This window comes from Bacillus sp. PS196 (genome assembly GCF_037963555.1).
Lineage (GTDB): Bacteria > Bacillota > Bacilli > Bacillales > Bacillaceae > Bacillus > Bacillus subtilis.
In genome coordinates this window covers 3,077,621-3,103,640 of sequence record NZ_CP150159.1, presented here as the reverse complement: position 1 = coordinate 3,103,640, position 26,020 = coordinate 3,077,621, and the positions used below count along the sequence as shown (strand labels likewise).

At 45.2% G+C, this 26,020-nt stretch carries 18 protein-coding genes, 22 tRNA genes, 3 rRNA genes and 2 riboswitches; of the genes, 36 read left to right on the top strand and 7 right to left on the bottom strand.

The features are described 5' to 3' along the window. Window positions 1-86 precede the first annotated feature (86 nt). Window positions 87-159: transfer RNA gene (locus NST79_RS16230), tRNA-Ala, on the top strand. Between the two features lie 105 nt (window positions 160-264). On the opposite strand, the gene cdoA is transcribed toward NST79_RS16230, so the two are convergent. Further along, complete coding sequence (cdoA, locus tag NST79_RS16225) at window positions 265-750, bottom strand: cysteine dioxygenase (RefSeq protein ID WP_015251362.1); 486 nt, start codon at window positions 748-750, stop codon at window positions 265-267. A gap of 494 nt (window positions 751-1,244) precedes the next feature. Here cdoA and NST79_RS16220 point away from each other — a divergent pair, with 494 nt between their 5' ends. The 3 genes from NST79_RS16220 to NST79_RS16210 all read left to right on the top strand — a co-directional run bounded on the left by NST79_RS16220 (window position 1,245) and on the right by NST79_RS16210 (window position 4,161). Then, window positions 1,245-2,780, top strand: coding sequence for an MFS transporter (locus tag NST79_RS16220; protein ID WP_212059025.1), 1,536 nt, complete (start codon window positions 1,245-1,247; stop codon window positions 2,778-2,780). Window positions 2,781-2,940: 160 nt separating this feature from the next. Beyond that, window positions 2,941-3,789, top strand: a complete 849-nt coding sequence (gene lytG / locus NST79_RS16215; protein ID WP_003228938.1) for an exo-glucosaminidase LytG — start codon at window positions 2,941-2,943, stop codon at window positions 3,787-3,789. A gap of 108 nt (window positions 3,790-3,897) precedes the next feature. Next, complete coding sequence (locus tag NST79_RS16210; protein ID WP_003222348.1) at window positions 3,898-4,161, top strand: YiaA/YiaB family protein; 264 nt, start codon at window positions 3,898-3,900, stop codon at window positions 4,159-4,161. A 35-nt stretch (window positions 4,162-4,196) separates the two neighbouring features. Here NST79_RS16210 and ktrB read toward each other — a convergent pair whose 3' ends face one another. From ktrB to gbsR, 4 genes are all read right to left on the bottom strand, one after another. After that, window positions 4,197-5,534 carry a Ktr system potassium transporter KtrB gene (ktrB, locus tag NST79_RS16205; protein ID WP_080529717.1) on the bottom strand — a complete coding sequence of 446 codons (1,338 nt, stop codon included), beginning with the start codon at window positions 5,532-5,534 and terminating at the stop codon, window positions 4,197-4,199. A 6-nt stretch (window positions 5,535-5,540) separates the two neighbouring features. Further along, a complete protein-coding gene (gene ktrA / locus NST79_RS16200) occupies window positions 5,541-6,209 on the bottom strand; it encodes a potassium uptake protein KtrA (RefSeq protein ID WP_029318513.1) in 669 nt (222 codons plus the stop codon). 72 nt (window positions 6,210-6,281) lie between these two features. Next, window positions 6,282-6,430, bottom strand: a riboswitch (cyclic di-AMP (ydaO/yuaA leader). A gap of 144 nt (window positions 6,431-6,574) precedes the next feature. Further along, the gene (gene bslA, locus NST79_RS16195) at window positions 6,575-7,120 is read right to left on the bottom strand and encodes a biofilm surface layer hydrophobin BslA (RefSeq protein WP_003243556.1); all 546 of its coding nucleotides are present in this window, start codon (window positions 7,118-7,120) and stop codon (window positions 6,575-6,577) included. Between the two features lie 197 nt (window positions 7,121-7,317). Continuing rightward, the gene (gene gbsR / locus NST79_RS16190; protein WP_014480661.1) at window positions 7,318-7,860 is read right to left on the bottom strand and encodes a transcriptional regulator GbsR; all 543 of its coding nucleotides are present in this window, start codon (window positions 7,858-7,860) and stop codon (window positions 7,318-7,320) included. 198 nt (window positions 7,861-8,058) lie between these two features. Between gbsR and betB the strand changes: the two genes are divergently transcribed. The 3 genes from betB to NST79_RS16175 all read left to right on the top strand — a co-directional run bounded on the left by betB (window position 8,059) and on the right by NST79_RS16175 (window position 11,422). Continuing rightward, entirely contained in the window at window positions 8,059-9,531 is a 1,473-nt protein-coding gene (gene betB / locus NST79_RS16185) for a betaine-aldehyde dehydrogenase (protein ID WP_212059027.1), read from the top strand. Between the two features lie 16 nt (window positions 9,532-9,547). Beyond that, complete coding sequence (gbsB, locus tag NST79_RS16180; protein ID WP_212059031.1) at window positions 9,548-10,756, top strand: iron-containing alcohol dehydrogenase; 1,209 nt, start codon at window positions 9,548-9,550, stop codon at window positions 10,754-10,756. An 87-nt stretch (window positions 10,757-10,843) separates the two neighbouring features. Further along, window positions 10,844-11,422 carry an MOSC domain-containing protein gene (locus NST79_RS16175; protein ID WP_003228953.1) on the top strand — a complete coding sequence of 193 codons (579 nt, stop codon included), beginning with the start codon at window positions 10,844-10,846 and terminating at the stop codon, window positions 11,420-11,422. A 5-nt stretch (window positions 11,423-11,427) separates the two neighbouring features. On the opposite strand, the gene NST79_RS16170 is transcribed toward NST79_RS16175, so the two are convergent. Further along, window positions 11,428-11,916 carry a DinB family protein gene (locus NST79_RS16170; RefSeq protein WP_003242867.1) on the bottom strand — a complete coding sequence of 163 codons (489 nt, stop codon included), beginning with the start codon at window positions 11,914-11,916 and terminating at the stop codon, window positions 11,428-11,430. A gap of 167 nt (window positions 11,917-12,083) precedes the next feature. Here NST79_RS16170 and NST79_RS16165 point away from each other — a divergent pair, with 167 nt between their 5' ends. The 3 genes from NST79_RS16165 to NST79_RS16155 are packed head-to-tail and all read left to right on the top strand — an operon-like array spanning window position 12,084 to window position 14,697. Further along, entirely contained in the window at window positions 12,084-12,608 is a 525-nt protein-coding gene (locus NST79_RS16165; RefSeq protein WP_212059029.1) for an NfeD family protein, read from the top strand. Between the two features lie 20 nt (window positions 12,609-12,628). Then, the gene (gene floT, locus NST79_RS16160) at window positions 12,629-14,158 is read left to right on the top strand and encodes a flotillin lipid rafts scaffold protein FloT (RefSeq protein ID WP_167408394.1); all 1,530 of its coding nucleotides are present in this window, start codon (window positions 12,629-12,631) and stop codon (window positions 14,156-14,158) included. A 17-nt stretch (window positions 14,159-14,175) separates the two neighbouring features. Further along, complete coding sequence (locus tag NST79_RS16155) at window positions 14,176-14,697, top strand: GNAT family N-acetyltransferase (RefSeq protein ID WP_192857937.1); 522 nt, start codon at window positions 14,176-14,178, stop codon at window positions 14,695-14,697. A gap of 41 nt (window positions 14,698-14,738) precedes the next feature. Here the strand turns inward: NST79_RS16155 and thiT are convergent, their stop codons facing one another. Next, the gene (gene thiT / locus NST79_RS16150; RefSeq protein WP_003228966.1) at window positions 14,739-15,317 is read right to left on the bottom strand and encodes an energy-coupled thiamine transporter ThiT; all 579 of its coding nucleotides are present in this window, start codon (window positions 15,315-15,317) and stop codon (window positions 14,739-14,741) included. 99 nt (window positions 15,318-15,416) lie between these two features. Continuing rightward, a riboswitch (TPP riboswitch) is annotated at window positions 15,417-15,518 on the bottom strand. Window positions 15,519-15,984: 466 nt separating this feature from the next. Here thiT and NST79_RS16145 point away from each other — a divergent pair. The 26 genes from NST79_RS16145 to NST79_RS16020 all read left to right on the top strand — a co-directional run bounded on the left by NST79_RS16145 (window position 15,985) and on the right by NST79_RS16020 (window position 26,007). Next, a 16S ribosomal RNA gene (locus tag NST79_RS16145) occupies window positions 15,985-17,534 on the top strand. 170 nt (window positions 17,535-17,704) lie between these two features. After that, window positions 17,705-20,632, top strand: a 23S ribosomal RNA gene (locus tag NST79_RS16140). A 55-nt stretch (window positions 20,633-20,687) separates the two neighbouring features. Next, window positions 20,688-20,803, top strand: a 5S ribosomal RNA gene (gene rrf, locus NST79_RS16135). Together the 16S, 23S and 5S rRNA genes with 21 tRNA genes alongside form the textbook arrangement of a ribosomal RNA operon. 22 nt (window positions 20,804-20,825) lie before the next feature. Next, window positions 20,826-20,901 (top strand) — tRNA-Val (locus NST79_RS16130). A 32-nt stretch (window positions 20,902-20,933) separates the two neighbouring features. After that, window positions 20,934-21,009, top strand: a tRNA-Thr gene (locus NST79_RS16125). A 37-nt stretch (window positions 21,010-21,046) separates the two neighbouring features. Continuing rightward, window positions 21,047-21,122: transfer RNA gene (locus NST79_RS16120), tRNA-Lys, on the top strand. 10 nt (window positions 21,123-21,132) lie between these two features. Then, a tRNA-Leu gene (locus NST79_RS16115) sits at window positions 21,133-21,219 on the top strand. Between the two features lie 5 nt (window positions 21,220-21,224). After that, window positions 21,225-21,299 (top strand) — tRNA-Gly (locus NST79_RS16110). Window positions 21,300-21,313: 14 nt separating this feature from the next. Next, a tRNA-Leu gene (locus NST79_RS16105) sits at window positions 21,314-21,399 on the top strand. Window positions 21,400-21,408: 9 nt separating this feature from the next. Continuing rightward, window positions 21,409-21,485 (top strand) — tRNA-Arg (locus NST79_RS16100). Between the two features lie 15 nt (window positions 21,486-21,500). After that, window positions 21,501-21,577: transfer RNA gene (locus NST79_RS16095), tRNA-Pro, on the top strand. A gap of 5 nt (window positions 21,578-21,582) precedes the next feature. Then, window positions 21,583-21,655: transfer RNA gene (locus tag NST79_RS16090), tRNA-Ala, on the top strand. A gap of 20 nt (window positions 21,656-21,675) precedes the next feature. Beyond that, window positions 21,676-21,752, top strand: a tRNA-Met gene (locus NST79_RS16085). Window positions 21,753-21,754: 2 nt separating this feature from the next. Continuing rightward, window positions 21,755-21,831 (top strand) — tRNA-Ile (locus NST79_RS16080). 6 nt (window positions 21,832-21,837) lie between these two features. Further along, window positions 21,838-21,930: transfer RNA gene (locus NST79_RS16075), tRNA-Ser, on the top strand. 17 nt (window positions 21,931-21,947) lie between these two features. Then, window positions 21,948-22,024 (top strand) — tRNA-Met (locus NST79_RS16070). Between the two features lie 11 nt (window positions 22,025-22,035). Beyond that, a tRNA-Asp gene (locus tag NST79_RS16065) sits at window positions 22,036-22,112 on the top strand. A gap of 12 nt (window positions 22,113-22,124) precedes the next feature. Next, window positions 22,125-22,200: transfer RNA gene (locus NST79_RS16060), tRNA-Phe, on the top strand. Window positions 22,201-22,225: 25 nt separating this feature from the next. Continuing rightward, window positions 22,226-22,301: transfer RNA gene (locus tag NST79_RS16055), tRNA-His, on the top strand. 10 nt (window positions 22,302-22,311) lie between these two features. Next, window positions 22,312-22,385, top strand: a tRNA-Gly gene (locus NST79_RS16050). A 15-nt stretch (window positions 22,386-22,400) separates the two neighbouring features. Further along, window positions 22,401-22,477 (top strand) — tRNA-Ile (locus NST79_RS16045). Between the two features lie 10 nt (window positions 22,478-22,487). Continuing rightward, a tRNA-Asn gene (locus NST79_RS16040) sits at window positions 22,488-22,562 on the top strand. Between the two features lie 3 nt (window positions 22,563-22,565). After that, window positions 22,566-22,656, top strand: a tRNA-Ser gene (locus tag NST79_RS16035). Window positions 22,657-22,681: 25 nt separating this feature from the next. Then, a tRNA-Glu gene (locus NST79_RS16030) sits at window positions 22,682-22,753 on the top strand. Window positions 22,754-22,984: 231 nt separating this feature from the next. Continuing rightward, window positions 22,985-24,868: a 1,4-alpha-glucan branching enzyme gene (gene glgB, locus NST79_RS16025; protein ID WP_212059404.1), complete on the top strand. Its 1,884-nt coding sequence runs from the start codon at window positions 22,985-22,987 to the stop codon at window positions 24,866-24,868. After that, entirely contained in the window at window positions 24,865-26,007 is a 1,143-nt protein-coding gene (locus NST79_RS16020) for a glucose-1-phosphate adenylyltransferase (RefSeq protein ID WP_003229018.1), read from the top strand. Before glgB ends, NST79_RS16020 begins: the two co-directional genes overlap by 4 nt. Window positions 26,008-26,020 lie beyond the last annotated feature (13 nt).

Genomic DNA, 26,020 nt, shown 5'->3' with positions numbered 1-26,020 from the left:
ACGAGCCTTATTTTTTCTGTCAATTCAAGAGGAAACAGCTTGTTTTTCAAAATAAAATCATCTATAATAAACATGACATTACATACGGGGCCATAGCTCAGCTGGGAGAGCGCTACGCTGGCAGCGTAGAGGTCAGGGGTTCGAGCCCCCTTGGCTCCATACCTTTAAACCCTTATTCTATAAGGGTTTTTTTGTTTTGAGGAAAAGATTCATTCTCTGAATCCTCCAGTTGAGCGAAGTCAAAGTGAGCAGTTTATCTGTCAATCATGAATTTTCCAATACCTCCTTTTGTTCCTCAAAGACCGTCATGTCTTCCAAAGGAGGGGAGTAGACATGAAGAGACACCATTCGTTCGGATGTGGGATTAGACATTTTGTGAATTAAACCTTTGGTTGAAATAAGGCATTCTCCTTCGTGGACAAAGTATGAATTGGAGAGTTCTGCGTGTTCGCCGGCTGAGCGATAAATAGAATTAAGAAGCTTTCCTTCTAACACCATTGCACAACCAATGGATTGACCATGATCGTGGACTGTTGTCTCCTTGTTTGGCGGAATGTTAATCACGATAATTTCCAATTCATTATTTCGATAGATGGCATTTCGGCCGTAAGCGTACTGGTCTGGTTCCTTAATATACGGTTGACTCAATTTTGCTGCGTTTGGAATTTGTTTTAAAGACGTTGCTAAATCTTTAACCGATGGATTTTTCAAGCCGCCAAAAATGTCTTGGATACACTCATACAGTTCCATTCGTTTTTGCCTCCCGGAATATTTAAAATTTCCTTACATTGGTATTTCATAGGTTAATTCATGGTATTTACCCATATACAATTTAGAGGCGGCAAACGCCCAGTGAACACAAAAAAATGTGCGGCCAAAATGTTGTCTTATCACCAACTTATTCGAGTTTATTAGTTGGAATAGTGGATTGAAAGGGTTAAAACGGCCTGCTTTAATTCGCTTGAGGGAACGAGCAGGGATTCATAAGTGCAGTTCTAGACACAATATCGGGGAAAAGCTTTCTATGTTGTGCTTGAAATTTACTCCATTGACAAAACACAATCGATTTGAAATAATATTTGATTATATGCTCATTCATTCACATAATTATAATAAAATAATATCATTTCCCCTGAAAGGGAGAATATTAGACTGAAAGCTAATGGTATGCAAAATCTATTAGCTTCTTTTGGTTTCAAAAAATGATGTGTTTCGCATGTATTCATATAGGAAGGAATGACAACATGAAGACAAAACACTATTGGGTGATTTCTTTGCTCGCCGTCTTAGCGGTCGGGCCGGGATTGATGTCTAACACGGCATTGTCGTCAGTTCAAGGCCTTGTTCAGAAAGCGGTTGGAACAAGTGGCTTCACATCAGTAAATCCAATATTGATCGGCAATATGGCCTTTGCCTTATTAGTTCCGGCAGGACCGCTGCTGAGGAAAAAATTCGGTGCTCGTCCCCTCTATCTGGCTTCATTACCTGTCTTTATACTAGGTTCACTGCTCATCGCATGTTCAAGCGATGTTGCATGGATGGCGGCAGGACGCTTTTTACAGGGAGCGGCAACAGGTGTCATGCTGATGATTATGATTCCAATGCTTGTACTGTCATTCCCGATTGAACGCAGGAATTATGCACTGCTTGTGCTGATCGGGGGATTCTATGGTTCTGTTATCATCGGCACAATCCTGGGAACCATTGCAACAAGCTGCGGGCATTGGAGATGGCTGTTTTTCATCTTTGGCACCTCGTCCCTGATCGGTGTCGCGGTGAGCCATTTCTTTCTCCATGACGAACATCACGGAGCGGCGGATCAAGAACAGCCGCTTGATCGTGCGGGAATTCTTTTATCTGTTTTCCTTGCCGCAGCCTCAGCGGTTTCATTCATTTTTCTGCAAAAATGGGGGCTGTCATCGGGTTATGTATGGATTGGTTTCGGGGTGACGTTATGTTTGCTCATTGGTCTATTGATTGTGGAATATAAAGTGAAAAACCCATTCATATCTATTAAACTGATGCTGCTGCCAAAACCGGTGCTTGGCTTATTGATCATAGCTGCAGGGACGATAACGGTAGCTGTCAGCCTGTCTGCTTTTCAAGGCTTGCTCCGTCAAATGTATGATATTTCTCAGGAGCATCTCATTCTTTTACACTTGACTCTTTTAATCGGAGTGGCGATCGCGGCCATTTTGAGCGCTCTGTTTTATGATAAAGTCGGACCAGGGATGCTCGGTATTATCGGCGGACTCATTCTCGTCTTTGTGAATTTTCAATGGCTGCATATGCAGGATCGATCATCTCTTTATATGTTCGCGGCACTGTTTATCATGCTTGCAGCAGGAACAGGCCTGACAGTCGCCGCAGGGCTGATGGGAGCTGCCATGGGAGGCCCGCTGCCTGATTTGGTCAAGAGAATGACAGCTGTTCAGTTTTTAAGATTGTTTGTCTATATGGGAGTTCCCATTCTCATCGGCTTTTTCACGAAAAAAGATGCTGCCAGACAAAGCGGTTCGGTACAGGATTCTATGATGACTGCTTATCATGATCTTTTCTTCATTTCTTTTATCCTTAGCGTGCTGCTCGTCTGCCTGTCATTTTGTATGAATGCCACTGGAATGGGGCACAAGCTGGCACATAAACCACATGATAAAGCGAAAACAGCTCCGGAAAAACCGGCCGTCTCAGCACAAGGTTTGTCGAAGGCAACTGTCAAATCATATAAAGTAATAAATGATACGGAATATCGGAATGCACTCAGAAATTTACAAAAATAGAAACATGGTAAAAACCTTTTCATTGAGCGAAAAGGTTTTTATTTTGCAATCTTTTCCCAACTTTATCCCTAAAGAATTGAAAAATATTAGAAGTGCAAGTAAAATTCTAAAAGGTAGATTCTTTTACATTCGTAATCTTTTAATTCGAAGGAAGGTTTTCATGGCCCGTAAAAAACTTAAAAAACGTAAACTCTTGATTTCACTATTTTTCCTTGTATCGATTCCGCTAGCTCTGTTTGTTTTAGCGACAACTTTATCAAAACCGATTGAAATATCCAAAGAAACTGAAGAAATCGATGAACAGCAAGTATTTATAGACAGTCTGTCCGGACATGCCCAAATTTTGTATGAAAAATACCATGTTCTCCCCAGCATCACAATTGCTCAGGCCATTCTCGAATCGGACTGGGGGAACAGTGAACTGGCTGCTAAGGCCAACAACCTTTTTGGCGTAAAAGGGAATTATAAAGGCCATCATGTCACGATGGAAACGGACGAAGTTGAAAAAGGGAAAAGAAAAACCATTCGCGCGAAGTTTCGAAAATACAGCACGTTTTTTGAATCTATGGATGATCACGCCCAATTGTTCGTCCGTGGCACATCTTGGAATAAAAAGAAGTATAAACCGGTGCTTGAGGCAGGGAATTATAAGGAAGCGGCAACCGCCCTGCAAACATCAGGATATGCTACAGATCCTGACTATGCTGACAAAATCAGCGCTATTGTGGAAAAATACGATTTAGATGAGTACGATGAGGTAAATCCATCCCTCAAATCTGTGGATTTAAACGCCTCTATTAAAGACAGTGCCGTTCAAGACGTATGGTCCAAGCCTTCTACTGATGATCGGTCCATAAGGCTTACCTCTGCCCAATCTTACGTCGGCAAAGACATAAAGGTTGTGTCTAAAAAACAGAAAGGCCAGTCTGTATGGTACCAATTCCAAATCAATGATAAACTTATCGGCTGGATTGATGATTCAGCTGTTGAAATAAAGGAGGCAACCTAAGCCCTTTTTACTGGTATTTTTAATTCTTTGTTCCATTACGGGGAATTTGAGGTATAATATTCCACGGAAGTTATCACTTTTTAACTATGCTTTCGGGAGGGAACAAAGGTGCAGAAATATAGACGCAGAAACACGGTTGCCTTTACAGTATTAGCTTATTTTACTTTTTTTGCGGGAGTATTTTTGTTTAGTATCGGACTCTATAATGCTGATAACCTGGAACTCAATGAAAAAGGTTATTACATCGCTGTTATGATACTTGTAGCAGTTGGTGCGATTCTTACACAAAAAGTAACCCGTGATAACGCGGAGGATAATGAAATCATCGCGGAACAGGAAAAAAGACAAAATCAATCTCATATTGAATCATAAAAAATCCGGCGACTGCACGTCGGATTTTTTTGATATCACCCTGTAAACACTTCGCCATCAGGATAACGGATATTTGATTGCTCTGTTTTTGCGAATGAAAACACGAACGTTAAAGGGCCAATTCTTCCGATAAACATGATGACAATGATGATACACTTTCCAGCTGTTGTCAGTTCAGGAGTAAGCCCCATCGTAAGGCCGACAGTTCCGAATGCGGAAAAGGTTTCAAACACAATTTGAAGAAATGGCGCTTGTTCTGTGATCGTCAGGGCAAAAATCCCTAAAAACACGATGAACAAACTGGTGACGCTCACAGCTAAAGCTTTAATGATAATCGGATATTTGATGGAACGGCGGAAAATAACCGTTTCTTTTTTACCTCTCAAGTAAGCAATAACAGATGTTAAAATCACGATGAACGTAGTCAGCTTAATGCCGCTCGCCGTTGATGCGCTTCCTGCTCCGATAAACATCAATAATAAAGTAAATACAATTGTTCCTTCTCTCATGCTTCCAAAATCTAGAGAATTGAAGCCTGCGGTTCTCGGCGTCACTGCCTGAAAATAGGACGCCCACAGTTTATCCACTATATGCAGGTGGCCGAGCGTGCCGGGGTTGCTGTATTCTAAAATAAAGACCGTAAGCATAGCAATCGCATTCAACATCAGCGTTCCTGTAAGCATGAGCTTTGTATGTAAAGAAAAAGCTTTAAAACGCCGATTTTTCATCACATCAAACAGAACCGTAAATCCGATCCCTCCTGTGATAAATAAGAAAGTAATCACGAGGTTTACTGTAGGATCGCCAACGTAGCTCATCAAATTATCAGGCCACAGCGAAAACCCGGCATTGTTAAAAGCAGAAATTGCGTGAAACAAACTTGCAAACAAGCCGGATGACCAGCCGTACTGAGGTACAAGCCGGATGGATAAAATGAGTGCTGCTATCAATTCAATACTGATCGAAAACAGAAACAGGACTTTGACAAGGCCAATGACACCGCCGATTGTCGGCTGGTTTAAGGCTTCCTGGACGAGCATTCGTTCTTTTAAGCCGATTTTTTTTCCTAATATCATGACGATCAAGACCGCAAATGTCATAAATCCAAGCCCGCCAATCTGAATCAGCCCCATAATAACTGTTTGCCCGAATACCGTAAATTGAGTACCGGTATCGACAACAGCAAGCCCTGTAACAGTTGTAGCGGAAGCCGCAGTAAAAAGGGCATCTATCCATGACAATGGCTTCGTAGTGGAAATCGGAAGCATTAATAGGACAGCCCCGATGATAATGGTAAGGAAAAAACCAATGGCAAGCACTTGAGGCGGTGTAAACCGAACCCATTTGATCACTTTATCCCTTTGAAGTGTCACTTTTGTCTACATCCCTTCGTTTTCAAAACGTTTAATATCCTTTTTGTGGCCCATGATCACCAGGCAATCTTGCTCGTGAATGATGTCTTCAGGCGCGGGGGAAAGACAGATATCTCCATGATGTTTAATGGCCAGGATCGTGCAGCCGTACTTTGCTCTTACATTCAGGTCAATAATCGATTTTGAATCAAGCTTGCGCGTAGCCAGCAGCTCGACAATACTGTATTCATCAGATAGATCAATGTAATTCAAAACATTTTCGTCTGAAAGGCTTTGTGCGATTTTAACTCCCATATCTTTTTCAGGATGAATAATGCGGTCAGCGCCTATTTTTTCAAGCACCTTGTGATGATAATAGTTTTGAGCCTTCACCCAAATATTTGGAACATCAAGCTCCTTTAATAATAGGGTGGTCAGCGTACTCGCTTGAATATTTGCTCCGATGGCAACAATCACATATTCAAAATTGCGTATTCCTAATGAAAGCAATTCGTTTTCTTCGGTGGCGTTGGCAATTACCGCATGAGTGGCGTAAGAAGCATATGCATTGACCTTTTCTTCGTTGATATCAACCGCAAGGACCTCATGCCCCATTCTATGAAGTTCTTTACAAATGCTGCCGCCAAATCGGCCCAGCCCGATCACGGCAAATTGCTTATTTTTAATTCTTCCCAATGTTCATATCTCCCTTAGTGAATTAACGTTTTTGAAGCAAAAAAGACCATTGCAAAGAATGGCCGATAATAGACCTCCTCTCTGTATACGCCTACGAGGTTAGCTGTCGGATTAGGGATTCAGAGTACCCCCTCTTACTTAGTAAGATTCACCCCAAGGCTGTTAATAAAACAGCCAATCGTTGGTTCCCCCGTTCGTGTTTGATTAAGCGGTAAAAGAGACTGTATGAAATTGAACACTCAAGAATTTACTCCTGTTTCTAGTGTTTGTCAATTTAAATTTTAAACCAGAAAAAAGATAACGGGAATTAGAGAAAAAGGGGAGGGTAAAACGCAAAAAAGACCGGCGTTAACCGGTCTTTTACATTAGTTGCAACCGCAAGGCTGAGTCGGAGGAGTGCTGCGCTTAGCCACGTCAATGCTGGCTTCTGCGTAAAATTTATTTCCGATGCTTAATGATTTATTCTCTGCACGGAAAGTATATGTACCTGCGGCAGGAAGTGTTTTGTTATTCAGTTTTAATTTAAATTCGCCAGCTCCTAACAAATCAAGTGCCAAAGGAACTCTTACTGTTTTCCCGTTATTGAGGATCTGTGTTGTACGCAAGGCATTTCCGTTCAATGTGTCTTTCGTGTTTGCAGTAAATCCGCTTGGCAATGTAAACTCCATAACGCCAAGGCTGAGAAGCGTGTTTGGACGGTAAGTCAATTCGATATCTGAGAAAGACCATTCCGTTTTGCTGGCGCCAGTGATTGTTGCGAACAATGAAGCTGTAGACTGTGTTCTCATAGTAGATTCAGTATGAGCTTTAGTTGATGTAGATTCAGCCGCGAAAGAAGCTGTAGGTGCAGAAACGAGTAACCCGAGACTTAATGCACTAATTGCCAAAGAAGATAATAATTTGCGTTTCATAACAAAATTCCCCCTAAAAAATGATAAATTAAACAGGCCTGCCCGCTTTTCACCTCCTCTGAAAGGCCAAATACAAATTTTACCTACATAAAATTACCATCAAATATTTTGGAAGTAAATGGGGTGTTTTTCCCGTATTTTTCAAATTTGTAGTAGTTACATCAAAAAAACGCCTGGTTTCCCAGGCGTTTTCTGCTTTACTTTGTTTCGATCGGTATAAATTTAAAAATTTCTCCGGTCTGCACCGATTCAGCAAGCCGTTTCAGCCAGTCATAGTAAGCTTTAGAGCTTTCCAGCTGATCATATAACTGCAGTGCTTCATTTTTGATATCCTCATCGAGATCTTCCTTGCATAAAACCTTTTGTAAATCAGCTTGAGCTTCCTCGATCGCTGCTACATTCACTTGAACCTCCCGCTCCCATTTAGGCGGAAAGAAATTTGTGAAAAATTTAAAGAAATCCTTCTCAGCCACAAATGTATGCTTACGGATGCCCCGGTGAAATGTTTTTTTCACTACATTTAAGTCTTGAAGCTTTTTGACGCCTGTGCTCATGCTTGGTTTGCTCATTTGCAACTCCTCACGCATTTCGTCAAGCGTCATCTCATCCCTCATATACATGGTCCCATATAAAATCCCGACACTGCGGGTAATTCCGTAAAGATCCATCGTTTCAGCAATGGAGTCAATAACAAGATCCCGAGCCTGTTCTATAGCTGCAAATTCTGGATTTTCATCCATACTGACCCTCTTTTCCTTTAGAAAATTAAATTCGTTAAGTTATTTCTTTATGTTCTTTATCTTAACGAAACATGAGGAAAAGTCAAAAAGAAAAATCGAAATGGGACTTTGACAGTTTAAAAACCATATGTTAGATTAAGGTTGTTAAAAACATTAAATTTTTATTTAACAAACTTTATTTACGTCAAGGAGGCTTATATGAGTCAAACATTATTCATTGACGGAGAATGGATCAGTGCCGAAAAAGAACAGATCCGCAGTATTATCAACCCATTTAATCAAGAAGAAATTGCAACTGTAAGCGAGGGAGGGCGAGAGGACGCCATCAAAGCAATCGCAGCCGCACGCAGAGCATTTGACAAAGGAGAATGGTCTTCGCTATCCGGGCTTGAACGCGGAAGAATTGTTCTGAAAATTGCGGAATTAATCAGACGCGATCTTGAGGAGCTGGCTGAGCTTGAATCTCTTGATACAGGAAAAACACTCGAAGAAAGCAAGGCCGATATGGACGATATCGCCAATGTTTTTCAATATTACGCCGGCTTGGCAGACAAAGATGGCGGAGAGATCATTTCATCTCCGATTCCTGATTCAGAAAGCAAAATTATTAGAGAGCCAATCGGGGTTTGCGGCCAGATCACTCCATGGAATTATCCGCTCCTTCAAGCGAGCTGGAAAATCGCCCCTGCACTGGCTGCAGGAAACACAATCGTCATGAAGCCGAGTGAGATTACGCCGCTGACGACAATCAAAGTCTTTAAGCTGATGGAAGAAGCCGGTGTTCCAAAAGGTGTCGCAAATCTTGTTCTTGGACCGGGAGCCACAGTGGGCGACGAGCTTGCCGTAAACAAAGACGTCGATTTGATTTCATTTACGGGCGGAATTGAAACAGGCAAAAAAATCATGCGGGCGGCAAGCGGAAACGTCAAAAAAATCGCCCTTGAACTTGGCGGGAAAAACCCAAATATTGTTTTCAAGGACGCGGATTTAGAAGTTGCGGTTGATCAGGCCTTAAACGCTGTATTTTTCCACGCCGGCCAAGTATGCTCTGCAGGTTCCCGCTTGCTTGTGGAGGATGCCATTCATGATCAATTTTTGGCGGAGCTGGTCAAACGGGCAAAACGCATAAAACTCGGAAATGGTTTTCATGCTGAGACAGAAAGCGGTCCGCTTATTTCGGCGGAGCACAGGGCAAAGGTAGAAAAATATGTAGAGATCGGAATAGAGGAAGGCGCGAAGCTGGAGACAGGAGGCAAACGCCCGGAAGATCCTGCGCTTCAAAACGGCTTTTTCTATGAACCTACTATTTTCTCAAACTGTAATTCTGACATGAGAATCGTTCAGGAAGAGGTTTTCGGTCCTGTATTGACAGTCGAAACCTTCAGCTCTGAAGAAGAGGTAATCGAGCTTGCGAATGATACCATCTATGGCTTGGCTGGAGCGGTATGGTCAAAAGATATTGAAAAGTGCGAACGGGTAGCAGCCCGCTTGAGAATGGGAACCGTTTGGATCAACGATTTTCATCCGTACTTTGCACAAGCGCCATGGGGCGGATATAAGCAATCCGGGTTCGGACGCGAGCTTGGAAAAATAGGCCTTGAAGAATACACAGAAGTCAAACATGTATACCGTAATACAAAACCGGCAGCGGTTAACTGGTTCAATTCATAAGAGGGGGAGATTGATGATGACATTAAATATGAAGGTAGAAAGCATGCAGAAATTCCACACATTTGAAATTCCGACTGTGATTAAGCATGGAATCGGAGCCATCAAGCATACGGGTGAGGAAGTAGCTGCACTGGGCGTTTCAAAAGCGCTCCTTGTCACAGACCCAGGGATTTATAAAGCCGGTGTTGCTGATCCTATAATCGAATCACTTAAAGAAGCAGGCATTGAAGTGGTGCTCTTTAATAAAGTTGAGCCAAACCCGCCTGTCCGTCTGGTGAATGAAGGATCTGAGCTTTACAAAAAAGAGAACTGTAATGGTTTGGTGGCAGTCGGAGGCGGAAGCTCCATGGATACAGCAAAAGCAATCGGAGTAGAAGCGACTCACGAAGGAAGCGTGCTTGATTATGAAGCGGCAGATGGGAAAAAACCGCTGGAAAACCGCATTCCTCCGCTGACGACAATTCCCACTACAGCTGGAACAGGATCAGAAGTAACCCAATGGGCGGTTATCACAGATGAAGAAAGAGAATTCAAATTCAACACGGGCGGTCCGCTGATTGCAGCGCACTTGACAATCATTGATCCTGAGCTTCATGTTTCAATGCCTCCGCATGTAACAGCTATGACGGGAATTGATGCGCTCGCCCATGCCATTGAGTGCTATACAATGAAATTTGCACAGCCAATCACGGATGCGGTTGCCTTAATGGCGATTGAGTATGCCGCTCATTACATCAAGAGGGCATTTGCTGATGGAGAGGATCTGGAAGCAAGGTACGGAATGGCGCAGGCTGCGATGCTTGCCGGTCTTTCTTACGGAAGTGAATCAGCGGGCGCTGCTCATGCGATGAGCCAAACGCTTGGCGGTATTATCCCAGTCGCTCACGGCCAATGTGTAGCGGCGATGATGGGCCCTGTCATGGAATACAACTGGAAGGGCTATCCTGAGAAGTTTGCGCGTATTGCGAAAGCGTTCGGTATTGATACAAGCAAGATGACAACAGAAGAAGCTGCGAAAGCATCTGTCAATTGGATGTATGATCTGGTCGAAGATTTAGAAGTGCCGACTTTAGAAGAGCAGGGAGTATCACCTGATATGATCGAACGCTTGTCTAAAGAAGCAATGAAAGATCCGCAAACCTTCGGAAACCCTAGAGATTTAAATGAAAAAGCATACAACTGGATCTACAAGCGCTGCTTTAACCTTACGCCTAAAACGGTATAATCAAAATCCCGCTCCTTTACAGAGCGGGATTTTTTGGGATAATGAAGCATAGGTGGAAATTTTAGATAAGAAAGAAGGTGCCAGCTGATGTGGAAGCGTATGACTGCAAAAGCGGAAGGCTTATATATCGCAGATACAAAAAGCTTCGTAACAAAGCAAATGGACAAGCTTGATTTTGATTATGGCGGCATCCCCGGCGACTTGCATTTTGGCCTGACCAAAAAAGCGGGAGCCAGAGAACCAATGTTTTCAAGAGGGACTGAAATTTTCAACCGCAGACAAATTTCAATTGTTTCAATAGAGGAATGCAACGAAATCGCTTTAAAAATGGGAGTGCCGAGAATTTTGCCGGAATGGCTCGGGGCGAATGTGGCAGTCAGCGGTATGCCAGATCTTACTTCATTAAAAGAAGGAAGCCGGATTATTTTTCCGAGCGGAGCGGCTCTGCTGTGTGAGGGCGAAAATGATCCGTGTATCCAGCCGGGAGAAGTCATTCAGTCTTATTATCCGGACCAACCGAAGCTGGCGCCGGCTTTCGTCCGCCACGCACTGGGCATTAGAGGGATTGTCTGTATTGTGGAAAGACCTGGTGCTGTTTACACAGGTGATGAAATAGAAGTTCATTCCTATCAGCGAAAAGTCAAACGAAAAGCAGAAAGGGTCTGATTAAATCAGGCCCTTTCTATCTTTTCTTTAATTTCTTTCATTTGGCTGAGGTGCCGTTTTTCATGATGGCCGATAAAATCGATCCACTGTCTGACAGTCAGCTCTTGAAACACGGGATGCGGAAGCACTCTTTCAAAATCTTCTTCTTTCAGAGAGGCAATCGCAGCAGTCAGCTGCTCTCTTACCACATCAAGCTCACGTTTCATTTGGCTGCCTGAAATAAAATCATGCGCAGGCTCAAGATGACTCGGGGCTTTCCGTTTATTATTTCTGTCCTGTGCTACCTCAAGCGGTTTTTCTTCAATTTCTTTAATCGGAGCGTCCTTTACACGTTCCTTCAACATTTTTTGTGCGGTCATATCGATTTTTTTCAAATGGTCAAGAACTTCCCGTATGCTCCATTCTTCAGCAGAAGGCTTTTGGTTCAGCTTTTCGTCAGAAAGTCCTTTCAATTCGTTCCACGTTTCTAATCTGGCTTCATTAAAGATACTCATCATATCTCCTCCTAAAATGACATTACCATATATATAAGCAATTATCATTTATAAAGCACTTCAAACGGGTTATTTGTCTTAAAATTTTGAAACTTTTCCCGGGGTGTCTCGTATAAATGGTAACGGCAGCCGTTCATCAATGCATTGATGAAGAAAGGATGAGGAAATTGGAGTTATTTGGAGTACCTATACAAACAATGTATCTTTATACGCTTATTATTGCGGGCAGCCTTACGCTGTTATTCCTGTTTTTCGGAGATGTATTTGCAGGGCTGCCAGAAGGCATTCCGTTTCTTAATCCGACATTAGTGCTCTCATTTTTCACATGTTTTTCAGCGGGCGGATATATAGGTGAACTCGTATTGCCTCTGTCGAGCTTGCTGATTGCGCTTTTATCTTGCATCCTTTCAATCATGCTGGTGGTATTGTTTCACATCTTTGTACTGGTACCATTATCATCTGCAGAAGAATCATTGGCATATAGAGAAGATGATCTCAGAGGAAGACTCGGTAAAGTGATTACAGCTGTGCCGGTTGACGGGTTTGGTGAAGTGGTCATAGAAGGGATAGGCGGGACCATTTCAAAGTCAGCGGTCAGTTTTGATAATCAGCAGATCAGTTACGGGACAACGGTGTTAGTCGTAGATATTAACAACGGAGTTCTTTCGGTTACTCCGCATGAACCCATTTAACATACAAGGAGGAATTTGATATGACAATGCCGATTATAATGATCATCGGAGTTGTATTCTTTTTATTAATTGCACTAATAGCTGTGTTTATTACGAAGTATCGTACAGCAGGGCCTGATGAAGCGTTAATTGTAACAGGGAGCTATCTGGGCAATAAAAATGTTCATGTCGATGAAGGCGGCAACCGTATTAAAATCGTCCGCGGCGGAGGAACCTTTGTCCTTCCCGTCTTCCAGCAGGCAGAGCCGCTAAGCTTATTATCAAGCAAACTCGATGTTTCGACACCTGAAGTCTATACAGAACAAGGAGTGCCAGTAATGGCCGATGGAACTGCGATTATTAAAATCGGCGGTTCTATAGGAGAAATCGCTACAGCGGCCGAACAATTTTTAGGGAAATCAAAAGACGACCGTGAGCAGGAAGCGCGGGAGGTTTTAGAAGGCCACCTTCGTTCCATTCTCGGCTCAATGACAGTAGAAGAAATCTATAAAAACAGAGAAAAATTCTCTCAAGAGGTGCAGCGTGTCGCTTCACAGGATCTCGCGAAAATGGGGCTTGTAATCGTCTCGTTTACCATTAAAGATGTTCGTGATAAAAACGGTTATCTTGAATCATTAGGGAAACCGAGAATTGCCCAAGTAAAACGCGATGCTGATATCGCAACAGCAGAGGCTGATAAAGAAACCCGAATTAAGCGGGCAGAAGCCGATAAAGACGCAAAAAAATCAGAACTTGAACGGGCGACGGAAATCGCTGAAGCTGAAAAACTCAATCAGCTCAAAATGGCTGAATTCCGCAGAGAACAAGATACGGCAAAAGCGAATGCCGACCAAGCATATGATTTAGAGACTGCCAGAGCGCGCCAGCAAGTCACAGAGCAGGAAATGCAGGTTAAAATTATCGAACGCCAAAAACAAATAGAGCTAGAAGAAAAAGAAATTCTTCGCCGTGAACGTCAATACGACTCAGAGGTAAAGAAAAAAGCCGATGCAGACCGTTATTCTGTTGAGCAGTCCGCAGCAGCTGAGAAAGCCAAACAGCTCGCGGAAGCCGATGCCAAGAAGTACAGTATTGAAGCAATGGCAAAGGCTGAGGCGGAAAAAGTAAGAATTGACGGGCTAGCAAAAGCAGAAGCGGAAAAAGCGAAAGGAGAGACAGAGGCAGAGGTTATCCGCCTGAAAGGTCTTGCAGAAGCGGAAGCAAAAGAGAAAATTGCGGCTGCCTTTGAACAGTACGGGCAGGCGGCGATTTTCGATATGATTGTCAAAATGCTTCCGGAATACGCGAAACAAGCAGCGGCACCTCTTTCAAATATTGATAAAATCACCGTTGTCGATACAGGAGGAAGCGGTGAATCAAGCGGAGCAAACAAAGTAACCAGCTATGCGACGAACTTAATGTCAAGTCTGCAAGAAAGTTTAAAAGCATCCTCAGGAATTGATGTAAAAGAAATGCTTGAGAACTTTTCAGGAAAAGGAAACGTAAAACAAAGCATTAATGAATTAACAAATGAAATCAATGAAGCCAAAACGGTCCAAAAATCAGAGTAAGGAAAGGGCAGAACCGTATGGTAACTGTACGTGAAGCGAAGTTAGAGGATATAAAGGACATTGCAAAAGTGCATGTAGACAGCTGGAGGACAACATACCACGAAATTATCCCGATTGATTATTTAAACAGCCTGAACTATAAGGAATTTGAAGACAAATGGAAAAGTCGCTCGTTAAAAGGAGTATTTGTTGCTCAGGACGAAATGGGTTCAGTATTCGGCTTTGCTTCATTTGGACCTATTCGCTCTGAACAAGAAGGCTATGACGGCGAGTTATACGCTATTTATCTTGTGGAAGAGCGCCAGCGGCAAGGTGCAGGCAGGGCGCTCTTAGCAAAAGGAGCGGAGTATTTGCTTCAACATGGGTTTTCAAGTATGTTTGTTTGGGTTATTGAGCAGAATCCCTCGATTATATTTTATCAGGCCTATTCACCTGAAAGAGTAGCGGAGGACAACTTTGAAATTGCCGGAGTAAGGCTGAAAGAAGTAGGTCTTGGCTGGCCGGATCTTTCAGCTTTAAAAACACTTCTTAACAGATAACGAACAATCCCCCAGCAGAATTCGCTGGGGGATTGTTACTTTTACGCTTTGTCACTTTTAAGCAGACGGGGTGCTGTCATAAATAATAAACATAGGACAATTGCACAAATAATGAATGAAGGAACCATGTAAGTCGCATTATAAGTTAAAGAATAAATCCATACCGGTGTTCCTTTTGGAGCAAAGCTGCCGAAAAACACAGCTCCTGAAATGACATGCGCGGCATAGCGCAGCAAACTGCCGATAAAAACTGCGCTGACCACTGAAACAATCAATTTCCCTTTTGTTTTTGATACAGCGGCTTTACGGACAGAAGAAGCGAAACAGCCGCTTATGCCGATTGCTGCGAAAGCGACAATGTAATCTAACAATAGCTGTACAGGATGTTGAGCAAACAAGTTTCCGATTGCTATTTGTACTAGACCTGTCAACAAACCTGTAGTAAGACCTGCTTTGACACCCCAGCGAAACGAAATTAAAAAGATCGGAATCATCATGATGGAGACCGAGCCTCCTTGAGGCATGCTAAGAAACATTCCTGAGACAATGTCTAAAATAACGGCTGCCGCTGTCATAATGGCAATTTCAATAAGGCGAACCAGTTGCTTAGATTGATTCATATCTATCTCCTTCCATTGACAGACAACCAAAAGGACAACAAAAAAGCAGCACGCGGAAGGATGAGAAAAGTTCCACGCACTGCTTTACGATCTGCAATTCATTTGACTTTGCCACATCCCTACGCCAGCGTTAACTAACAGGTTCAAAGGGTCAGAACGAAACCGCTCACTCTCAGCTTTAATGCTCCCCTTGTGGTCATCAGTATTTAGTTCGTTTCTACTATACAAGAAAACGAAAAAAACAACAAGATCATATGACTGATGTATATGTTCTTTTAAGATACTTATATGATACACACGCTTTAGAAATCATGGCGAGGATTATAGTTTATTTGTTTTATAGATTTTTTTAAAAAAACTATTGCAATAAATAAATACAGGTGTTATATTATTAAACGTCGCTGATGCACAGCGGACACAAACTAGATGCTTCAAAACAACTCGAAAAAAGTTGTTGACAAAAAAGAAGCTGAATGTTATCTTAGTAAAGATGCTTCATTGAGAAGTAACGAAATGATCTTTGAAAACTAAACAAGACAAAACGTACCTGTTAATTCAGTTTTTAAAAATCGCACAGCGATGTGCGTAGTCAGTCAAACTAGGGCCTGCACGACGCAGGTCACACAGGTGTCGCCGCAGGATGCGGTGAACTTAACCTGTGATCCATTTATCGGAGAGTTTGATCCTGGCTCAGGACGAACGCTGGCGGCGTGCCTAATACATGCAAGTCGAGCGGACAGATGGGAGCTTGCTCCCTGATGTTAGCGGCGGACGGGTGAGTAACACGTGGGTAACCTGCCTGTAAGACTGGGATAACTCCGGGAAACCGGGGCTAATACCGGATGGTTGTTTGAACCGCATGGTTCAAACATAAAAGGTGGCTTCGGCTACCACTTACAGATGGACCCGCGGCGCATTAGCTAGTTGGTGAGGTAATGGCTCACCAAGGCAACGATGCGTAGCCGACCTGAGAGGGTGATCGGCCACACTGGGACTGAGACACGGCCCAGACTCCTACGGGAGGCAGCAGTAGGGAATCTTCCGCAATGGACGAAAGTCTGACGGAGCAACGCCGCGTGAGTGATGAAGGTTTTCGGATCGTAAAGCTCTGTTGTTAGGGAAGAACAAGTACCGTTCGAATAGGGCGGTACCTTGACGGTACCTAACCAGAAAGCCACGGCTAACTACGTGCCAGCAGCCGCGGTAATACGTAGGTGGCAAGCGTTGTCCGGAATTATTGGGCGTAAAGGGCTCGCAGGCGGTTTCTTAAGTCTGATGTGAAAGCCCCCGGCTCAACCGGGGAGGGTCATTGGAAACTGGGGAACTTGAGTGCAGAAGAGGAGAGTGGAATTCCACGTGTAGCGGTGAAATGCGTAGAGATGTGGAGGAACACCAGTGGCGAAGGCGACTCTCTGGTCTGTAACTGACGCTGAGGAGCGAAAGCGTGGGGAGCGAACAGGATTAGATACCCTGGTAGTCCACGCCGTAAACGATGAGTGCTAAGTGTTAGGGGGTTTCCGCCCCTTAGTGCTGCAGCTAACGCATTAAGCACTCCGCCTGGGGAGTACGGTCGCAAGACTGAAACTCAAAGGAATTGACGGGGGCCCGCACAAGCGGTGGAGCATGTGGTTTAATTCGAAGCAACGCGAAGAACCTTACCAGGTCTTGACATCCTCTGACAATCCTAGAGATAGGACGTCCCCTTCGGGGGCAGAGTGACAGGTGGTGCATGGTTGTCGTCAGCTCGTGTCGTGAGATGTTGGGTTAAGTCCCGCAACGAGCGCAACCCTTGATCTTAGTTGCCAGCATTCAGTTGGGCACTCTAAGGTGACTGCCGGTGACAAACCGGAGGAAGGTGGGGATGACGTCAAATCATCATGCCCCTTATGACCTGGGCTACACACGTGCTACAATGGACAGAACAAAGGGCAGCGAAACCGCGAGGTTAAGCCAATCCCACAAATCTGTTCTCAGTTCGGATCGCAGTCTGCAACTCGACTGCGTGAAGCTGGAATCGCTAGTAATCGCGGATCAGCATGCCGCGGTGAATACGTTCCCGGGCCTTGTACACACCGCCCGTCACACCACGAGAGTTTGTAACACCCGAAGTCGGTGAGGTAACCTTTTAGGAGCCAGCCGCCGAAGGTGGGACAGATGATTGGGGTGAAGTCGTAACAAGGTAGCCGTATCGGAAGGTGCGGCTGGATCACCTCCTTTCTAAGGATATTATACGGAATATAAGACCTTGGGTCTTATAAACAGAACGTTCCCTGTCTTGTTTAGTTTTGAAGGATCATTCCTTCGAAACGTGTTCTTTGAAAACTAGATAACAGTAGACATCACATTCAATTAGTAATACAAGATATCACATAGTGATTCTTTTTAACGGTTAAGTTAGAAAGGGCGCACGGTGGATGCCTTGGCACTAGGAGCCGATGAAGGACGGGACGAACACCGATATGCTTCGGGGAGCTGTAAGCAAGCTTTGATCCGGAGATTTCCGAATGGGGAAACCCACCACTCGTAATGGAGTGGTATCCATATCTGAATTCATAGGATATGAGAAGGCAGACCCGGGGAACTGAAACATCTAAGTACCCGGAGGAAGAGAAAGCAAATGCGATTCCCTGAGTAGCGGCGAGCGAAACGGGATTAGCCCAAACCAAGAGGCTTGCCTCTTGGGGTTGTAGGACACTCTGTACGGAGTTACAAAGGAACGAGGTAGATGAAGAGGTCTGGAAAGGCCCGCCATAGGAGGTAACAGCCCTGTAGTCAAAACTTCGTTCTCTCCTGAGTGGATCCTGAGTACGGCGGAACACGTGAAATTCCGTCGGAATCCGGGAGGACCATCTCCCAAGGCTAAATACTCCCTAGTGACCGATAGTGAACCAGTACCGTGAGGGAAAGGTGAAAAGCACCCCGGAAGGGGAGTGAAAGAGATCCTGAAACCGTGTGCCTACAAGTAGTCAGAGCCCGTTAACGGGTGATGGCGTGCCTTTTGTAGAATGAACCGGCGAGTTACGATCCCGTGCAAGGTTAAGCAGAAGATGCGGAGCCGCAGCGAAAGCGAGTCTGAATAGGGCGCATGAGTACGTGGTCGTAGACCCGAAACCAGGTGATCTACCCATGTCCAGGGTGAAGTTCAGGTAACACTGAATGGAGGCCCGAACCCACGCACGTTGAAAAGTGCGGGGATGAGGTGTGGGTAGGGGTGAAATGCCAATCGAACCTGGAGATAGCTGGTTCTCTCCGAAATAGCTTTAGGGCTAGCCTCAAGGTAAGAGTCTTGGAGGTAGAGCACTGATTGGACTAGGGGCCCCTACCGGGTTACCGAATTCAGTCAAACTCCGAATGCCAATGACTTATCCTTGGGAGTCAGACTGCGAGTGATAAGATCCGTAGTCGAAAGGGAAACAGCCCAGACCGCCAGCTAAGGTCCCAAAGTATACGTTAAGTGGAAAAGGATGTGGAGTTGCTTAGACAACCAGGATGTTGGCTTAGAAGCAGCCACCATTTAAAGAGTGCGTAATAGCTCACTGGTCGAGTGACTCTGCGCCGAAAATGTACCGGGGCTAAACGTATCACCGAAGCTGCGGACTGTTCTTCGAACAGTGGTAGGAGAGCGTTCTAAGGGCTGTGAAGCCAGACCGGAAGGACTGGTGGAGCGCTTAGAAGTGAGAATGCCGGTATGAGTAGCGAAAGAGGGGTGAGAATCCCCTCCACCGAATGCCTAAGGTTTCCTGAGGAAGGCTCGTCCGCTCAGGGTTAGTCGGGACCTAAGCCGAGGCCGAAAGGCGTAGGCGATGGACAACAGGTTGATATTCCTGTACCACCTCCTCACCATTTGAGCAATGGGGGGACGCAGGAGGATAGGGTAAGCGCGGTATTGGATATCCGCGTCCAAGCAGTTAGGCTGGGAAATAGGCAAATCCGTTTCCCATAAGGCTGAGCTGTGATGGCGAGCGAAATATAGTAGCGAAGTTCCTGATTCCACACTGCCAAGAAAAGCCTCTAGCGAGGTGAGAGGTGCCCGTACCGCAAACCGACACAGGTAGGCGAGGAGAGAATCCTAAGGTGATCGAGAGAACTCTCGTTAAGGAACTCGGCAAAATGACCCCGTAACTTCGGGAGAAGGGGTGCTCTGTTAGGGTGCAAGCCCGAGAGAGCCGCAGTGAATAGGCCCAGGCGACTGTTTAGCAAAAACACAGGTCTCTGCGAAGCCGTAAGGCGAAGTATAGGGGCTGACGCCTGCCCGGTGCTGGAAGGTTAAGAGGAGCGCTTAGCGTAAGCGAAGGTGCGAATTGAAGCCCCAGTAAACGGCGGCCGTAACTATAACGGTCCTAAGGTAGCGAAATTCCTTGTCGGGTAAGTTCCGACCCGCACGAAAGGCGCAACGATCTGGGCACTGTCTCAACGAGAGACTCGGTGAAATTATAGTACCTGTGAAGATGCAGGTTACCCGCGACAGGACGGAAAGACCCCGTGGAGCTTTACTGCAGCCTGATATTGAATGTTGGTACAGCTTGTACAGGATAGGTAGGAGCCTTGGAAACCGGAGCGCCAGCTTCGGTGGAGGCATCGGTGGGATACTACCCTGGCTGTATTGACCTTCTAACCCGCCGCCCTTATCGGGCGGGGAGACAGTGTCAGGTGGGCAGTTTGACTGGGGCGGTCGCCTCCTAAAAGGTAACGGAGGCGCCCAAAGGTTCCCTCAGAATGGTTGGAAATCATTCGCAGAGTGTAAAGGCACAAGGGAGCTTGACTGCGAGACCTACAAGTCGAGCAGGGACGAAAGTCGGGCTTAGTGATCCGGTGGTTCCGCATGGAAGGGCCATCGCTCAACGGATAAAAGCTACCCCGGGGATAACAGGCTTATCTCCCCCAAGAGTCCACATCGACGGGGAGGTTTGGCACCTCGATGTCGGCTCATCGCATCCTGGGGCTGTAGTCGGTCCCAAGGGTTGGGCTGTTCGCCCATTAAAGCGGTACGCGAGCTGGGTTCAGAACGTCGTGAGACAGTTCGGTCCCTATCCGTCGCGGGCGCAGGAAATTTGAGAGGAGCTGTCCTTAGTACGAGAGGACCGGGATGGACGCACCGCTGGTGTACCAGTTGTTCTGCCAAGGGCATCGCTGGGTAGCTATGTGCGGACGGGATAAGTGCTGAAAGCATCTAAGCATGAAGCCCCCCTCAAGATGAGATTTCCCATTCCGCAAGGAAGTAAGATCCCTGAAAGATGATCAGGTTGATAGGTCTGAGGTGGAAGTGTGGCGACACATGGAGCTGACAGATACTAATCGATCGAGGACTTAACCATATTTTTGAATGATGTCACACCTGTTATCTAGTTTTGAGAGAACACTCTCAATTTGTTTGGTGGCGATAGCGAAGAGGTCACACCCGTTCCCATACCGAACACGGAAGTTAAGCTCTTCAGCGCCGATGGTAGTCGGGGGTTTCCCCCTGTGAGAGTAGGACGCCGCCAAGCAATTGCACGTTAGTGCAATTATGGAGGATTAGCTCAGCTGGGAGAGCATCTGCCTTACAAGCAGAGGGTCGGCGGTTCGAGCCCGTCATCCTCCACCATTTTTCATTATACATATCGGTTTTACATATATGCCGGTGTAGCTCAATTGGTAGAGCAACTGACTTGTAATCAGTAGGTTGGGGGTTCAAGTCCTCTTGCCGGCACCACTTTTATATGATATAATATTCAAGTCTCTTGTAAGAAGAGCCATTAGCTCAGTTGGTAGAGCATCTGACTTTTAATCAGAGGGTCGAAGGTTCGAGTCCTTCATGGCTCACCATTTACATGTTGCGGATGTGGCGGAATTGGCAGACGCGCTAGAATCAGGCTCTAGTGTCTTTACAGACGTGGGGGTTCAAGTCCCTTCATCCGCACCATTTCTGCGGAAGTAGTTCAGTGGTAGAACACCACCTTGCCAAGGTGGGGGTCGCGGGTTCGAATCCCGTCTTCCGCTCCAACTATACCATCCACGCCGGGGTGGTGGAATTGGCAGACACACAGGACTTAAAATCCTGCGGTAGGTGACTACCGTGCCGGTTCAAGTCCGGCCCTCGGCATTAAGTGTTGCGCCCGTAGCTCAATTGGATAGAGCGTTTGACTACGGATCAAAAGGTTAGGGGTTCGACTCCTCTCGGGCGCGCCATGATCTATATGAAATCGGGAAGTAGCTCAGCTTGGTAGAGCACATGGTTTGGGACCATGGGGTCGCAGGTTCGAATCCTGTCTTCCCGACCATTCTTGGGGCCTTAGCTCAGCTGGGAGAGCGCCTGCTTTGCACGCAGGAGGTCAGCGGTTCGATCCCGCTAGGCTCCACTTGATTTTAAAAAATATTTGGCGGTGTAGCTCAGCTGGCTAGAGCGTACGGTTCATACCCGTGAGGTCGGGGGTTCGATCCCCTCCGCCGCTACCAATGGACCTTTAGCTCAGTTGGTTAGAGCAGACGGCTCATAACCGTCCGGTCGTAGGTTCGAGTCCTACAAGGTCCACCACTATACGGAGGAATACCCAAGTCTGGCTGAAGGGATCGGTCTTGAAAACCGACAGGGGTGTCAAAGCCCGCGGGGGTTCGAATCCCTCTTCCTCCGCCATACATATTCCTAATCATCGCGGGGTGGAGCAGTTCGGTAGCTCGTCGGGCTCATAACCCGAAGGTCGCAGGTTCAAATCCTGCCCCCGCAACCAAATTTTAAAATGGTCCGGTAGTTCAGTTGGTTAGAATGCCTGCCTGTCACGCAGGAGGTCGCGGGTTCGAGTCCCGTCCGGACCGCCATTTAAATACTTAGGCTCGGTAGCTCAGTTGGTAGAGCAACGGACTGAAAATCCGTGTGTCGGCGGTTCGATTCCGTCCCGAGCCACCATTTATCAATTTATCAATATATTTTGGCGGTTGTGGCGAAGTGGTTAACGCACCAGATTGTGGCTCTGGCATTCGTGGGTTCGATTCCCATCAATCGCCCCAAATAAAAATTGCGGGTGTAGTTTAGTGGTAAAACCTCAGCCTTCCAAGCTGATGTCGTGGGTTCGATTCCCATCACCCGCTCCATTTCTATATCGTCATGGGCCTGTAGCTCAGCTGGTTAGAGCGCACGCCTGATAAGCGTGAGGTCGATGGTTCGAGTCCATTCAGGCCCACCATGACTTTTGTTCCACAGTAGCTCAGTGGTAGAGCTATCGGCTGTTAACCGATCGGTCGCAGGTTCGAATCCTGCCTGTGGAGCCAAATGGAGAAGTACTCAAGTGGCTGAAGAGGCGCCCCTGCTAAGGGTGTAGGTCGTGTAAGCGGCGCGAGGGTTCAAATCCCTCCTTCTCCGCCATATGATTACAGATATAATAATTATCGGCCCGTTGGTCAAGCGGTTAAGACACCGCCCTTTCACGGCGGTAACACGGGTTCGAATCCCGTACGGGTCATCCAGAAGCCTTGCATATCCTGCAAGGTTTTTTTGTTTTATAAATCATGATATGTCTTAGATTTTGTTCTTTATTTTAAAAACAGACTACAATTATCTCCATATATTTCGTTTTTCTTCAGAAAATGAAGTTAATTGTCTATAAGTATAAGCGCTTTCAGGAAAGGGCTTTTTTTTATTTCTTCGAATAAATACTATAAATGAAAACTATGATGTCAGAAAGGATGATTACATGGCCGCTGCCAGCCCGACAGCACATGATGTTTATCTTTTTCACGAAGGCAGTCTGTTTAAAAGCTATCAGCTGTTTGGCTCGCATTACCGCGAGCTGAATGGCAAAAGCGGATATGAATTCTGTGTGTGGGCGCCTCATGCGTCGGAAGTACGAGTGGCTGGAGATTTTAACAGCTGGTCTGGAGAAGAGCATGTGATGCACAGAGTGAATGATAGTGGTATTTGGACGTTATTTATTCCAGGTTTAGGAGAAAAGGAACGATATAAATATGAAATCGTGACGAATAACGGTGAGATCAGGCTGAAGGCAGATCCATACGCTATTTATTCAGAAGTCAGACCAAACACAGCGTCATTTACTTACGATTTGGAAGGGTACAGCTGGCAAGACCAAAAATGGCAAAAGAAACAGAAGGCTAAGACGCTGTATGAAAAACCTGTTTTCATTTATGAACTGCATCTTGGGTCTTGGAAGAAGCATTCTGATGGCAGGCATTATTCCTATAAAGAATTAAGTCAGACGCTTATCCCTTATATCAAGGAGCATGGGTTTACCCATATTGAACTGCTTCCGGTGTATGAGCATCCATATGATCGTTCATGGGGGTACCAAGGAACGGGGTATTACAGCCCGACAAGCAGGTTTGGCACGCCGCATGATCTGATGAAGTTTGTTGATGAATGTCATCAACAAAATATCGGAGTCATTTTGGATTGGGTCCCCGGACATTTTTGTAAAGATGCACATGGCCTTTATATGTTTGATGGAGAACCGCTTTATGAATACAAAGAAGAACGTGATCGGGAGAACTGGTTATGGGGCACGGCAAACTTTGACCTGGGAAAACCGGAAGTTCATAGTTTTTTAATTTCGAATGCGTTGTACTGGGCGGAATTCTATCATATAGATGGATTTAGGGTTGATGCAGTGGCTAATATCCTGTATTGGCCAAATCAGGATGAACGCCACACGAATCCATATGCTGTTGATTTTTTAAAAAAACTCAATCAAACCATGAGAGAGACATATCCCCATGTGATGATGATTGCAGAAGATTCTACAGAATGGCCTCAAGTGACAGGTGCCGTTGAGGAAGGGGGGCTTGGTTTTCATTATAAATGGAATATGGGATGGATGAATGACGTACTGAAATACATGGAGACGCCGCCCGAAGAAAGGCGGCATTGTCATCAGCTTATCTCTTTTTCATTACTATATGCGTTTAGTGAACATTTTGTATTGCCGTTTTCTCATGATGAAGTCGTATACGGAAAAAAATCACTTCTCAATAAAATGCCTGGCGACTACTGGCAGAAATTTGCCCAGTATCGGCTTTTGCTGGGCTATATGACAGTGCATCCCGGAAAGAAATTGATCTTTATGGGATCAGAGTTTGCTCAATTTGATGAATGGAAAGATACAGAACAGCTTGATTGGTTTTTGGACTCCTTCCCCATGCATCAGAAAGCCAGCGTTTTTACGCAAGATCTTCTCCGCTTTTACCAAAAAAGCAAAATCCTTTATGAGCATGACCATCGTGCACAATCGTTTGAATGGATTGATGTCCATAATGACGAACAATCAATCTTTTCTTTTATTCGTTATGGCAAAAAGCACGGTGAGGCGCTTGTCATCATTTGTAATTTTACACCCGTGGTCTATCATCAATATGATGTTGGAGTTCCTTTTTTTACTCAATATATTGAAGTGCTTAACAGTGACAGTGAAACATATGGAGGCTCAGGGCAAATCAACAAAAAGCCGTTATCGGCCAAAAAGGGAGCACTTCATCATAAACCGTGTTATATCACGATGACCATCCCCCCTTACGGCATCTCGATTTTACGGGCGGTTAAAAAAAGAGGAGAGATAAAAAGATGAAAAAACAATGTGTAGCCATGCTCCTTGCCGGCGGGAAGGGCAGCCGTCTCAGCGGATTAACAAAAAATATGGCCAAACCGGCTGTATCTTTCGGGGGAAAATACAGGATTATTGATTTTACCCTAAGCAACTGTTCTAATTCAGGCATAGACACAGTCGGGATTTTAACGCAATATCAGCCGCTTGAGCTGAATTCCTATATTGGGATCGGCAGTGCATGGGACCTGGATAGATATAATGGCGGCGTGACAGTTTTACCCCCTTATGCCGAGTCATCAGAAGTCAAGTGGTATAAAGGGACGGCAAGCGCCATTTATGAAAATCTCAATTATTTGAATCAGTATGATCCTGAGTATGTACTGATTTTATCAGGAGATCACATATACAAAATGGACTACGGCAAAATGCTTGATTATCACATTGAAAAGAAAGCAGATGTGACCATCTCTGTCATCGAAGTGGGCTGGGAGGAAGCAAGCCGGTTCGGCATCATGAAGGCCAATCCAGATGGGACGATCACACATTTTGATGAAAAGCCCAAATTCCCTAAGAGCAATCTTGCCTCAATGGGAATTTATATATTCAATTGGCCGCTTTTGAAACAGTATCTTGAGATGGACGATCAAAACCCTTATTCTAGCCACGACTTCGGCAAAGACATTATTCCTCTGCTTTTGGAGGAGAAAAAGAAGCTTTCTGCTTATCCGTTCAAGGGATATTGGAAGGATGTTGGAACAGTGCAGAGCTTGTGGGAAGCCAATATGGATTTGTTAAAAGAGGACTCGGAGCTGAAGCTGTTTGAACGCAAATGGAAAATTTACTCCGTCAATCCAAATCAGCCTCCGCAATTTATTTCATCTGATGCGCAGGTTCAAGATTCGCTTGTGAACGAAGGTTGTGTTGTATATGGAAATGTGTCTCACTCCGTTCTTTTTCAAGGTGTGACTGTCGGTAAGCATACGACTGTTACATCATCCGTCATAATGCCGGATGTGACGATTGGGGAGCATGTAGTCATTGAAAATGCCATCGTTCCTAATGGGATGGTGCTGCCGGATGGCGCAGTGATTCGCTCCGAAAAAGACATTGAAGAGGTGCTGCTCGTTTCAGAGGAATTTGTAGAAAAAGAATTGATTTAATTACTGAAGAGGG